This is a genomic window from Bacillus sp. FSL M8-0049, assembly GCF_038593355.1.
GTDB lineage: Bacteria > Bacillota > Bacilli > Bacillales > Bacillaceae > Bacillus > Bacillus safensis.
Genome location: NZ_CP151986.1, coordinates 2,963,812 through 2,976,178 on the forward strand (window position 1 = coordinate 2,963,812; position 12,367 = coordinate 2,976,178).

Here is a 12,367-nt window from a genome sequence, read left to right on the forward strand (position 1 = left end):
GTATTATGCACACGTGAACATTTATCTAAGAAGGTGCAGATTACTGCACCTTTTTGACTGAATCTCTGATCATCAGCTCTGTGTGGACATACACTTTTTCCATATGATCTTCTTCTTGCTCTTCACCGTTTATCACTGAAAGGATAGCTTCTGCTCCAAGTGCACACATTTTTTCAATCGGTTTTTTCACCGTTGTCAATGCAGGTATGGTATAGGATGAAAAGGCAATATCATCAAAACCAATAATAGAAATATCACCTGGACACGTTTTGCCTTTTGCAAATAATGCATTCATTGCACCAATCGCCATGTCATCGTTTGAGCAAAAGAGCGCTGTTGGCGGATCATCAAGGGCCAGCAGCGATTCCATTGATTCATAGCCGCTTTTCATGTGATAGTCGCCTTTCATCATATATTCTTTCTTCATAGGTATTTGGTGATCAATTAATGCTTGCAGGAAACCAGCTTTTCTTTCTTGAGTTGATTTAAAGCCTTCTTTCCCTTCAATGATGGCGATTTGTTCATGACCTTGCTGAATGAAATGGTGTGCAGCCTGGTAAGCTCCTTGACTATCATCTGCTAATATATTCATGACCTCATGACTTTCTACACGGCGATTCAGCACAATGATGGGAATGCCCTGTTTCTTCACATGATGGATAAATGCTTCATCGTGTTCGCTTTGACTCATGAGCAAAATGCCATCGTAGCGTTGTTTATGAATGGTTGTGTAATCGTGAAAGTCGTCAATTCCTCTTACAAAGAGATTATAATACTCTGTCATGACGCTGTTGACACCTTTTAACGCATCCACAAAGAAGCTTGAAGATGTGCCTTCTGTTAAACTCGTAAAAAACAGACCAATTGTAAATGATTTTTGTGATACTAGGCCTCTCGCATGGACATTCGGTGAATAATTCAGCTGTTTTGCAATCGACAAAATCTTTTGTTTTGTCTTCTCTTTAATAAAAGGACTGTTATTCAAAGCCCTTGATACCGTGGTATGAGAGACGTTTGCCAATTTTGCTATGTCTTTAATTGTGACTGTCATGCTATTCCGCCTTTTATGATTTTTTACCATCTTATCATAAAACCGCTTTCATTTTCTTCATGTCATTTTGTTTGGGTGGTGCTTGAGCTGATTTGCCCGGTCAAATTGGAAATACTGTCTGGCATTTTCATAGCTGATTCCTTTCACGATTCCCCCTAACAGCTCAAGATCATAAGGGGCTTCTCCTTTTTCTACCCAATCTCCAATGATATCGCAAAGCAGTCTTCGAAAATATTCATGCCTTGTATACGACAAAAAGCTTCGTGAATCTGTCAGCATCCCAATGAAACGGCTGATCAGCCCAATACTGGATAGAGCCATCATCTGTTCTGTCATCCCTTGTTTCGTATCATTAAACCACCAAGCTGTGCCGTGCTGGATCTTCCCAGGTGTCGTCCCGTCTTGAAAGCTTCCAGCCAATGTGGAAATCACAACATGATCCCTAGGATTCAAGGAATAAAGAATGGTTTTTGGCAGTGCCTGTTCTTGTTCTAAACGGTCCAATATTCTGCAAAGCGGCTTGGCAATGTCTTCATCATTCATCGCATCATACCCTGTATCTGGCCCAAGCCGCTCAAACATTTTCGTATTGTTGTTCCTAAGCGCATTGATATGAAGCTGCATCGCCCAGCCCCGCTCATAGTAAGCCTGACCTAGCTTTATGAATGTTTGTGTTTTAAATTTGATCTTCTCTTTTTCCGTCAATGAATGCCCAGACATTCTTTTATGAAAGATGGCTTCCACTTCTTCTTCCGTCGTTTCTTCAAACGTCATTTCGTTAATGGCATGATCTGAGATCAGGCAGCCCTGTTCATGGAAAAAATCAATTCTTGTACGGAGTGCTTTCAAAAAGTCTTGGTAGGATTGGATTGGAGTAGATGAAGCCTCTGCCAGTTCGTGAACATACGCTGTAAATAGGTGATTCGTTATATCAAGTGCCTTATCAGGCCGAAATCCGGGCAGTACTTGCACAGTGAATCCTTCTTCCCGCAGTTTTTGATGATAGCAAAGCGAGTCGACTGGATCATCTGTTGTCACGACTGTTTCAACGTTCGATTTCACAATGAAGTCTCTTGCACCAAAACCCTCTCCTTGCAGCTTTTCATTTACTTTTTGCCAGATGATGTGTGCGGTTTTTTCGTTTAAAAGTTCTTCAACTCCAAAATATCGTCTCAGCTCTAAATGAGTCCAGTGATAGAGCGGGTTTCCAATGGTCATGGGAACGGTCTTCGCCCACGCCAGAAATTTCTCATAGTCTGAGGCATCCCCTGTGACGTGCGATTCGGGTATGCCATTTGCTCTCATGGCACGCCATTTGTAATGATCTCCGTAAAGCCATGCTTCGGTGATATTATGGAAGGTTTTATTTTCATAGATTTCTTTGGGGCTTAAATGACAATGGTAATCTATAATTGGAAGGTCCTTAGCAAACTCATGGTATAGCTTTTCCGCCGTCTGACTGTTGAGTAAAAACTGTTCATCTAAAAAGGCTTTCATCAAACTCCCCCATTTCTCTTATAGATAAAAATAATTTGTTCACGTTAACAATTTTATTGTAATCGTTTACAAAATTGATTTCAATCCTAAAACAGGAAAAAACGATCTCCTTTAGAAAAGAAAATCGTTTTTTGGCTATTTTACAGGTGATGATTTTTTTAGGATAATCGCAATAGTTGTTCCAGTGCCTAGTTCACTTTCAACTTGAATATCACCGTCATGCAGCAAGACGAGCTCTTTTGCTATCGCAAGCCCGAGACCTGTTCCGTTCGTTGGATCATTTGTATTTGTCCCTCTGTAATAGCGGTTAAATAGGTGATCCACCGTTTCCTGTGCCATTCCGCGGCCATTGTCTTTCATTTCGATCCGAACTTCTTCCTCTGTTTCAGATAAAACAGCTGTAATATGGGTGCCTTTTTCGTTATGCTTCACTGCATTCGCCAGCAGGTTCTCAATCACTCGTCTGAACCATGCTTTATCGATCTCAAATATGACACCATCTGTTTGATCTTCAAAGGAGCATGGATAATCCTCAGATGAAGAGCTTCTTGAAAACTCGTCCATAATGGAAGTTAAAAATTCACTGAGTTCAACCGGTTTCCGATTAATAGGCAGGGCACCATTCTTCAATCGGTACGTGAGGTTTAAATCCTCAATCAGTGTCGACATGTATTCTGATTTCTCACGAATCACCTGTCCCATTTCCATGACTTCTTCTTTGGACCATTGATATTGATCGGATTCAAGCATGAGTCCATAGCCGTAAATCGTACTTAGAGGCGTTTTCAAATCATGAGACAATCCTGCAATCCATTCTTCCCTTGTGGTTTGAATTTTTCTTCGGTTTGCTTCATTCTCTTTTAATGTAAGCGTGAGCTGATCCATTGTTTTTAGGATATCCTCAAATAATCGGTATTCCCGCTTAATACGGCCTTTTTTATTTTTACTGACTGGAATTCCCTTTCTATTTGTTGGTTCCTGCAATTTATTTTTTGATAAGAAAATCAGCCAGCGAATAATGTGATAAATTGGCAGCCCATAACGATACGAATACCACAATGTCATGACAATAATAATAGTGAGTGCAAGACCTGCAATTAAGATGGTTGTATATTGATTTAAAGCGTCTCTCTCTTTATCGTAAAGCTCGTCTGGGCTGTATACTTTATTTGGTACCGAGACGATGATATACAGGTTTTTATTCACCTTCATATAAGTGAGGTCACTTCTAAACTCCCAAGGCTTCGATTGATACTTGAGCAATTCAACATCTGTTACGTTATGTTTCAAACTAGTGTTGGCCCGAATGCCTTTTAAATATTTTCCTTCTTCATTGAACAAATGAACCGATCCATTCATTCTCTTCAAGAATTCTTTCGTTTCAACCGAATATTGAGATAATGCAGCCAAATTTTTCTCGTGCTGTTTCAGATAATTGGCTACCTTTGTGCTGTTCGTTTTGAACCCATATAACACAGTAAAACTTTCTTGATCAATCTCAATTGGCCAGAAGTACATCTTGTAATCTTTAAATTCTCTTTTTTCAAAGATCTTGATCATTTCATCCTTTTGATAAGACGTTGGAATTGATTTAGGGCGGTGATAGCTATAAACGGTATTCTTCTTTGAATCAATCACTTGCAGCCAGCCGTCTCTTTTTTCCACTGCTTGCTTGAGCTGATCGTCGGCTTCCATTTTTCCATCCTCGTTAAAATACAGCCAGCTCATGAGTGTATCTCCATCAGCTTTTGTTAAACCAGTTTCGGTCATATTCTCATAGTATTTATTTAAATATAAGTTCTCAGAGAACGTATTGCCGATCGTCAGAATGGCAATCACAATAAACATTTGTCCGACAAAGTGAAAGAAAAGTTTTGCTCGTAAATTCATAAATTATTGAAGGACCTTTGCAGGGTGCGGTATAAATTTATATCCCATACCACGGATCGTCACAATATATTCTGGCTGACTCGGATCTAATTCAATCTTTTCCCTCAGCTTTCGAATATGAACCATGACAGTGTTGTTATCACCATATGATGGGACGCCCCATACTTTCTCATAGATTTGATCTTTTGAGAGAACCACATTCGGATGGTCACAAAAGTACTTCAGCAAAGAAAGAAGCTGAGCAGAACATGCCGTCACCTCTCCTCTTACTTTCAATTCGGCTGCATGAGGATGATAGGAGAAATGGGCATAATGATATTGGCTTTGAGTGTCTTCTTGCTCCTCCTGTAAGGAGATATATGTTCGGTTTAGGTGAGCCTTAATTCTAGCCACTAGCTCAAGCGGGTTAAATGGCTTTGTGATGTAATCATCTGCCCCCTGTGCAAAGCCCGTCAGTTTATCGACATCAGACGTTCTTGCAGTTAAATAGAAAATAGGCACTTTCGTTAACTTTCTGATTTCAGGCAGAACGTCAAAACCAGACTTACCGGGCATCATTACATCTAGAAGTAAGAGGTGGATGTCCTCGTTTTTGACAATATCTAATGCTTCATCTGCATGGTAGGCTTTATAAATATGCTTGAATCCTTCTTTTTTTAATACGCGTTCAACCATTTTCACAATTGCTTCTTCGTCATCTGCAATCAATATTTTTGCTGTTTCCACGCATCTCTTTCCTTTCTAGCTATGATCTCTAACCGTATATTACCATTGTCTAAAGTAAAAAAGTACCTCTTTTCCGCATAAAAGCGAAAAAATATCAACTGGAGAAAATGGCAGCACGAGGAAGTTTCAAACATGCAAAAAAACCCGGCAGCTGCACCGGGTTCCTTTACATCTATTATCCATTCACAGCTTCTAGCTTTCGTTCATGATTCATTAAGTCATAGGTTAAACAGATCGGCTTATTCGTTCTAGGATCAAGCACAATTTCTGCATCAATATGGAATACCCGACTGAGTACCTCTTTGGTCATGACCTCATGAGGCGTACCATCTTTTATGACTTTCCCTTGATTGAGGGCAATCATGTAATGTGAAAAACGAGCCGCATGATTCAAATCATGGATGACCATCAACACAGTTCGGCCCTGCTCTCTATTTAAGCGTTCTAACAGCTGAAGAATCTCGAGCTGATGTGCAAGGTCTAAATACGTCGTAGGTTCATCTAATAGGAGCAGCTCTGTTTCCTGGGCAAGTGCCATCGCAATCCATACACGCTGACGCTGTCCGCCGGAAAGTGCTTCAATTGGCCGATCATGAAAAGCAATCATTCCCGTTTCCTCAAGTGCCCACCTAATGATTCGTTTATCTTCATTTGATAAACGGCCAAACCCATTTTGATGCGGGAAACGTCCATATGACACGAGCTCATACACTGTCAATCCACTTGGTGCTTCGGGCGTTTGCGGTAAGATCGCCATTTGTTTTGAAATTTCTTTTGTCGGCGTCTCATGGATAGCCTTGCCATTTAAGTAAACAGCTCCTTGATTGGACTTCATAATACGAGACATCGTTTTTAAAATGGTTGATTTCCCGCAGCCATTCGGTCCAATCAGTGTTGTCACCTTGCCTTTTGGGATGCTGACATTCAAATCTTCTACAATCAAACGGTCTTGATAACCGATACAAAGCTTTTCTGTTTCGAGCGATTTCATATGTTGTCTCTCCTTCCTCATTAGTTCGATTTCATCAATAAGTAAATGAAGTAAGGTGCGCCTAAAGCAGAAACGACAAGGCCAACTGGCACTTCTGATGGTGCAAGGATGACGCGGCCAATTGTATCTGCCAGTAATAATAACAGCGCGCCAATCAGCGCGGAGGCCGGTATCATTCCTTGATGCTTTGGCCCAACAAGCTTTCTAGCCAAGTGCGGTGCGGCTAATCCTAGGAAAGAGATACTTCCTGCAACAGCAACACTCGCACCTGCTAATGCAACGGCAATCAGCATGAGAAGACTTCTTTCTTTATGAACAGAAATGCCCAATCCATAGGACAGCTGATCACCTAAATTCATAATGTTTAAGTAGCGTGATCTGACAAGCGCTAATATAAGGAAAATCAGCATCCATGGCAGAACAGATAGGACATACGTCCAGCTCGAGCCATAAATGCTTCCAGATAACCACACGATAGCTTGGTTAAAATCATTTGGACTCATTTTCAACTGGATGACCACAATTGCTGCTGAAAACGCAGCATTCACACCAATACCAGTTAAAATCAATCGAACAGGTGTGATGCCTTTTTTCCACGCTAACACATAGATGAGAAATGCAGCAAAGCCTGCACCTACGAACGCGAAAAGCGGCAGTATAAAAATCGTAAGATCACCTAAATTTGTCATCGTGCCTTGAAATGCAAAGATAAATAGCACAACGGCAAAGCCTGCACCGGCATTGACACCAAGAATACCTGGGTCAGCTAAACCATTTTGAGAAACACCTTGCCAAATCGCTCCTGATACAGCGATAGAAGCGCCGACAAGTAAAGCGATGACCATTCTTGGAAGCCTGAACTCGAATAATACGAGTTCATCCATTTCACTTCCGAATCCAAAAAGTGTTTTCAATGTATCCATCGGAGAGATCCGAATTTCTCCGGTATTTAAACTAATGAGAAACACAGCTACGATCGCGAAAAAAATCATGAGCATCGTTCGTTGATATTTCTTTTTCTTTGCTTGCTGCACCATTTCCATTTAAATCCCGCTCCTTTCACGTCTAGCTAAGTATAAGAAGAAAGGAACGCCTATAATCGCTGTAATGGCACCGACTGGCGTTTCAAACGGAGCGTTGACCAGTCTTGCAGCAATGTCTGCATAAATTAACAAAGTGGCCCCTAAGATAGCGGAGCATGGGATAATCCAGCGGTAGTCCACTCCAACCAAGAACCGAGTGACATGAGGGATCACAAGCCCAATAAAACCAATAGAGCCTGCTACCGACACGGCAGCACCCGTTAAAAGAATAACAACCAATATACCAAGCACCTTGACCGTTTTTGTATACTGTCCAAGTCCTTTCGCCAGTTCTTCACCTAAGCTTAAAACCGTGATCGAACGAGCAAGGATCATTGCAATGATTAGTCCTGCAATGGCAACTGGAATGATGATATGAATGTTACTCCAATTCACACCTGCCACTCCGCCAGCATACCAAAAGCTCATATCTTGAGCGACGTCAAAACGGATGGCAATGGCTGAGGAGATGGAGCTCAAAAGTGCTCCAACCGCTGTACCAGCTAGTGCAAGCTTTACAGGAGTCAGCCCCCCCTTTGACATAGTACCAACACCAAATACAATAGAGGCACCGAGTGCGGCTCCAACAAATGACCAAAGAATTAATGTAAAAGAAGATTGGCCAGGGAAAAATGCTAGTGCAATGGCAATCGCAAATGCGGAACCATTTGTCACACCCATAATCTCAGGTGACGCAAGCGCATTTCTCGTCATTCCTTGCATAATGGCACCTGATACGGCTAAAAAGGCACCGACGAGAGCAGCTCCAACTGTACGCGGCAGCCTCAATTCCCGAATGATTTGATGTGAAGTTTGATGTGGATCAAAATGAAAAACGGCTTCCCATACAGTCTGTAGATGAATGTTTGCCGCTCCTAATGATACTGATAAAAAAAGACCAAATGCTAAAGCGATCATTCCTATGATGATAACAGCTGCTGTTCCAAAAGGCTTCGTGACAATATCGATCGTATCATCTCTGGCTGGCAGCTGTTTATTCGATTGTGAGCCCAAAACCAGTCTCTTCCTTTCCGTTCATGTCTATTCTCTATTAGTGATAATGATTATCAATCTCGAAGTCTAGTATATCACTTTCTTTTCTTTTTGAAATCACTGTTCTGATAAATTTCTTTATTTTCCGCAAAAAACTGTGAGAATTTCATCATTTTTCTTTTGGTTCTAAATTAGCCGATGCATTTTTATTCCTATCATGGTACGATAAAATTGAAAATGATAATCATTATCAAGTGAAAGTGAATAGGAGAGAATTTTTGTGAAAAAACGAACTGGATTTCTTTTGATTTCTTTATCCATCCTTATGATCTTTACAGCCGCTTGCGGCAGCACTTCAAATAAACAATCTGCAGCGAAAAAGAATGACATGATCACGTATCAGGATGCCAAAGGAGAAGTGAAGCTTCCGAAAAATCCGAAACGAATAGTGCTTCTTGCAGAAAGCTATTACGGGGACCTCGTCACACTCGGCAAGACGCCGGTTGCTACGACATCACCCATCTTTAAAAACCCTTTTTATAAAGGGAAAACAGATGGAGTGAAGAATCTCGGAAGGACCCCATCAGTCGAAAAGGTAGCCGCTTTGAAGCCAGATATGATTATTGCATGGGGAGAAGACGAGAAGTTTGATCAATACAAAAAAATCGCCCCAACTGTAGCGGTTAAATACAACCAATATTCCTTCAAAGACCAGCTAAAAGAATTCGGTAAAATGACAGGTACACCAAAAAAAGCAACAGAATGGATCACGAAATGGGATACTAAAATTGCTGAGGTGAAACCAAAGGTAACAAAAGCTGTCGGCAGCAAAACGGTTTCGATCGTATCGCCATTTGATAAAGGTATTTATATCTTTGGAAACACCTTTGGCCGCGGGGGAGAAATCATTTATGACGAGCTGAAATTAAAAGCACCGAAAGCCGTCAAAAAAGAAGCGATCGACAGCGGTGTCGGCTATGCAAACATTTCTCTTGAGAAGCTGCCAGAATTCGCAGGCGACTATATTTTCACAGGTCCATGGAGCGGCTCAAAAAGTAATGGTGACCAAGTCTATCAAAGCAGCATTTGGTCATCACTTCCTGCCGTCAAAAATAAACGTGTATTTGAAATAGATCCAGTCGGTTACTTCTTTAATGACCCAGTGTCACTAGAAGGTCAGCTAGAGTTCATTGTGGACCGATTGACATCTGCATCATAAAAAAACGTTTCTCCAGAGATGGAGAAACGTCCAAATTATTGACAAAGGGATAAAATGATCTTGATTTTAGCCCTTTGTCTTCTTTTCAGCGTGATAGAAAACCTTTGCAGTCTAGGAAGGACGAGTACCGGAGCGGAGCGAATTGAACATTCGTGAGCACCGGAGCGCAGACCTGACAACGAATGCGAGGGTTTGTCTACACGCTGAACGTTTCTCCAGAGATGGAGAAACGTCTTCCTTATCTTATACCGTTTCTTTGGCAAATCCTTTTGACATAAGTGGATAAAGCAAAATACCCACTAAGAATAGACCGATTCCAAGACCAAAAGTTTTCAAGTCGGCTGTTCCTGAAATAATGACCCAAGCCGAATACCCCATCGCAACAAGTGCAATGATGCCGTCTCTTGTTCGATTTCCTTTTTGAAGCTCATATGTGTCACCTTGCATGATGACCTTAAAGCTGTAGATGGAAGACACAATATACGGAATAAGATACGCAAGTGTCGCTGATGTGGTTAAAAAGGTAAAAGCTTCATTAATCGTACGTGACATCACAGAGAAGATAAACAGCTGTGACATAATATTTGTAACAGTCAAAGCGAAAGCAGGGCTTCCTTTTTTGTTTGTTTTTGCAAATACTGCTGGAAAATCACCAGCCTTTGCTGCTTGATACGGTACTTCTGAACCAAGTAAAATCCAGCCAAGCATCGAACCAAACAAACAAATAATCGCCAGCAGTGCCATGACAATTCCGCCAGCCGGTCCAATAATAAGCTGAAGCACATCCACGAATGGTTTGTCAGAGCCTTGCAATTGATCATGCGGCAGAACGCCCATTGTAATCAATGTGATAATCATGTAGATCGAAAGTGCGATTAAAAGACCTGTAATCGTCGCACGTTTCACATCACGCTGTGAGGATGCTCTTCCTGATAAAATGACAGCTGATTCAATCCCAATAAATGCCCATAGTGTGGAAATAGCCGCATGATGAATTTGGCCTCCAAGTCCGAGCACTCCTTCCCCGCCTGTTTCAACCGGGAAGTAATAATGTTCAAATAATGCCGTTTGAAAAGCAAATAATCCCGCAACAATAAAAAGGACAAATCCAAGCACCTTCGAAAAGGTCGTAATAAAATTCAATTTACTCGCAGCACTTAAGCTTGTGATTAAAATGGTATGTGTTCCCCATAGAAGAAGAGTACATACGATAAACGTCATGAGCTGGCCAAGTGTGACCGCTTCTTTTCCAAAGGTAAAAACCTCAGTCTTCACGGTGAGAATAGGGAAAAAAGTCGTTAAATAACCAGCAAGGCTTGTAATAATCGCGACATTACTAATCCAGCTTGCCACCCAATATCCCCAAACCATTGTAAAACCGGCCGCTTTCCCTTTTTTCGGATCTTTAAAAAGCGCCCTTGCATAACTTTGTGGTCCAGCCGTCAGCTGCGGCTTATGAATGGACAAATGCCCAAATACAAGCGCAATCATCAGCACACCGCCGCCTGTGACAAGCCATGCCATCGTCACACCTAAAGGACTGGCGTGCTGGGCAAGCGTACTTGGCAGCATAAAGATGCCTGAACCTACCATATTTCCGACGACAAAGGCCGTCAATAACCAAAAACCCCATTTTTTTGTCTGTTCCATTTCCGTACCTCCGTTTTATTCACTTTGGACCAGACCCGGCAGTATCTTCATTGATATATTTGTGAAGCAATGACTTGCATTCTTTATGTTCATCATGGATTACTTTTTTAACAGCATACCCTTATTTTTGTTACTCAGAACATAAAAAAAAGCCTGAACAAAAGTCCATGCTTTTCAAAACATACACCTTGATCTCCGGATAGCCCTCCACGCTTTAAAGACGTGGCAGTCCTGCATTTATTCAATGCAGACCCAGCATAAAGAAAGTTGGAGCTCTCTTTACACTTCGGCGCTGATGCCTTTTTTCTCATGATCTACGATTCCATCTCTCCTATGAGTGACTCATCATCCGCGCAACCTCTACCTCACTGAGACATAGCGTGAGGATTTCTATTCATTTTTACTACACGAAGGTTATCAAACATTCTTACATCTGTCAAAGGGAAAAACATAGAAAAAAGGCAGAGAAGTGTTTCTCTGCCCTTTACCTGCTTATTGTTGGTTGTTTTTCTTCTTTTGTACAGCTTCCTGAAGCGGGTCGCCTGCTAGCTCTTTACTTGCTTCCTCTAACAGCTGATCTACCTGCTGATGGTCTTTCTCACTTTTCGCCTTTTTATCCTTTTGGAAAAATGACATCGCTGTTTCCTCCCTTTTCATAAAATGCGATTGCCTGTTTAATTTGTGCTACAGCGCTCAGACTTATTCAAGGGAAGAGGCTCAATCATCATGAAAGGTCTGTCTCATTTTTTGCAAGTACGACAGAAAGGTTTTTAAATCTTCCTTTGTGAAGTCTGACATCATATGCTGAATCACTTTTCCGAAAAGACGTGTATGCTTTTCATAAATCGCCATCCCTTTTTCCGTGACTTCTAAACGAACAAGTGATGAATCGTCCTTGTCCCGTTCTCTCTGAATATAACCCTGCTCACATAATTTATTGAGCGCAATAGAGGCTGCACCTGGGTTTAATGAGAGTCTTTGCTTCAGCTCTTCGGCATGTGATACTTTGCCTTGTATCAAAATAGAAAGAGCATATATCTGCGGCGGCGTGATGTCTTTCTCTAACTCAAGTAACTTGCGGTTTAATTTACGGCTGACTTCATAATGTACAAGAACAATTTCTTTTAAAATGTCTGCATTACCCATCCGAATCGCATCCTTATCGTTAGTATCAACATGACTTCCCCCTTATTATAGAATGTTTTTCCATTCAGCCAACCCTTTTGGCCTCTTTTTCTTTAGAAATAAGCCTTGCTGAATGAATCCAC

11 protein-coding genes and 1 riboswitch are annotated in these 12,367 nt (G+C 41.4%); of the genes, 1 reads left to right on the top strand and 10 read right to left on the bottom strand.

What is annotated here, in order from left to right:
• Positions 1 to 40 precede the first annotated feature (40 nt).
• The 7 genes from NSU13_RS15395 to NSU13_RS15425 all read right to left on the bottom strand — a co-directional run bounded on the left by NSU13_RS15395 (position 41) and on the right by NSU13_RS15425 (position 8,251).
• On the bottom strand, positions 41 to 1,051 hold the full coding sequence (locus tag NSU13_RS15395; protein WP_342474547.1) for a LacI family DNA-binding transcriptional regulator: 1,011 nt from the start codon (positions 1,049 to 1,051) through the stop codon (positions 41 to 43).
• Positions 1,052 to 1,108: 57 nt separating this feature from the next.
• A complete protein-coding gene (gene uxaC, locus NSU13_RS15400; protein ID WP_034280893.1) occupies positions 1,109 to 2,548 on the bottom strand; it encodes a glucuronate isomerase in 1,440 nt (479 codons plus the stop codon).
• Between the two features lie 135 nt (positions 2,549 to 2,683).
• Complete coding sequence (locus NSU13_RS15405; protein WP_034280895.1) at positions 2,684 to 4,438, bottom strand: HAMP domain-containing sensor histidine kinase; 1,755 nt, start codon at positions 4,436 to 4,438, stop codon at positions 2,684 to 2,686.
• Between the two features lie 3 nt (positions 4,439 to 4,441).
• A complete protein-coding gene (locus tag NSU13_RS15410) occupies positions 4,442 to 5,164 on the bottom strand; it encodes a response regulator transcription factor (RefSeq protein WP_024423448.1) in 723 nt (240 codons plus the stop codon).
• Between the two features lie 175 nt (positions 5,165 to 5,339).
• A complete protein-coding gene (locus NSU13_RS15415; RefSeq protein WP_046313207.1) occupies positions 5,340 to 6,155 on the bottom strand; it encodes an ABC transporter ATP-binding protein in 816 nt (271 codons plus the stop codon).
• 20 nt (positions 6,156 to 6,175) lie between these two features.
• Entirely contained in the window at positions 6,176 to 7,198 is a 1,023-nt protein-coding gene (locus tag NSU13_RS15420) for an iron ABC transporter permease (protein ID WP_034280896.1), read from the bottom strand.
• Entirely contained in the window at positions 7,199 to 8,251 is a 1,053-nt protein-coding gene (locus NSU13_RS15425) for an iron ABC transporter permease (RefSeq protein ID WP_211043479.1), read from the bottom strand.
• 259 nt (positions 8,252 to 8,510) lie between these two features.
• On the opposite strand from NSU13_RS15425, the gene NSU13_RS15430 reads away from it, so the two are divergent.
• The gene (locus NSU13_RS15430) at positions 8,511 to 9,449 is read left to right on the top strand and encodes an iron-hydroxamate ABC transporter substrate-binding protein (protein ID WP_211043480.1); all 939 of its coding nucleotides are present in this window, start codon (positions 8,511 to 8,513) and stop codon (positions 9,447 to 9,449) included.
• 243 nt (positions 9,450 to 9,692) lie between these two features.
• On the opposite strand, the gene NSU13_RS15435 is transcribed toward NSU13_RS15430, so the two are convergent.
• The 3 genes from NSU13_RS15435 to NSU13_RS15445 form a co-directional block, all read right to left on the bottom strand.
• The gene (locus tag NSU13_RS15435) at positions 9,693 to 11,099 is read right to left on the bottom strand and encodes an amino acid permease (RefSeq protein WP_041107769.1); all 1,407 of its coding nucleotides are present in this window, start codon (positions 11,097 to 11,099) and stop codon (positions 9,693 to 9,695) included.
• Positions 11,100 to 11,291: 192 nt separating this feature from the next.
• Positions 11,292 to 11,470, bottom strand: a riboswitch (Lysine riboswitch).
• A gap of 121 nt (positions 11,471 to 11,591) precedes the next feature.
• Positions 11,592 to 11,735 (bottom strand): small acid-soluble spore protein SspJ, encoded by a 144-nt coding sequence (gene sspJ, locus NSU13_RS15440; protein WP_034280900.1) that lies wholly within the window; start codon positions 11,733 to 11,735, stop codon positions 11,592 to 11,594.
• Positions 11,736 to 11,816: 81 nt separating this feature from the next.
• Positions 11,817 to 12,245, bottom strand: coding sequence for a MarR family transcriptional regulator (locus NSU13_RS15445; RefSeq protein ID WP_034280901.1), 429 nt, complete (start codon positions 12,243 to 12,245; stop codon positions 11,817 to 11,819).
• Positions 12,246 to 12,367 lie beyond the last annotated feature (122 nt).

What these genes read in the sequence shown, in the direction of transcription:
- NSU13_RS15395 (WP_342474547.1), bottom strand. Translation starts at nt 1,051, where the DNA reads ATGACAGTCACAATTAAAGACATAGCAAAATTGGCAAACGTCTCTCAT.
- uxaC (WP_034280893.1), bottom strand. Translation starts at nt 2,548, where the DNA reads ATGAAAGCCTTTTTAGATGAACAGTTTTTACTCAACAGTCAGACGGCG.
- NSU13_RS15405 (WP_034280895.1), bottom strand. Translation starts at nt 4,438, where the DNA reads ATGAATTTACGAGCAAAACTTTTCTTTCACTTTGTCGGACAAATGTTT.
- NSU13_RS15415 (WP_046313207.1), bottom strand. Translation starts at nt 6,155, where the DNA reads ATGAAATCGCTCGAAACAGAAAAGCTTTGTATCGGTTATCAAGACCGT.
- NSU13_RS15420 (WP_034280896.1), bottom strand. Translation starts at nt 7,198, where the DNA reads ATGGAAATGGTGCAGCAAGCAAAGAAAAAGAAATATCAACGAACGATG.
- NSU13_RS15435 (WP_041107769.1), bottom strand. Translation starts at nt 11,099, where the DNA reads ATGGAACAGACAAAAAAATGGGGTTTTTGGTTATTGACGGCCTTTGTC.
- sspJ (WP_034280900.1), bottom strand. Translation starts at nt 11,735, where the DNA reads ATGTCATTTTTCCAAAAGGATAAAAAGGCGAAAAGTGAGAAAGACCAT.
- NSU13_RS15445 (WP_034280901.1), bottom strand. Translation starts at nt 12,245, where the DNA reads ATGGGTAATGCAGACATTTTAAAAGAAATTGTTCTTGTACATTATGAA.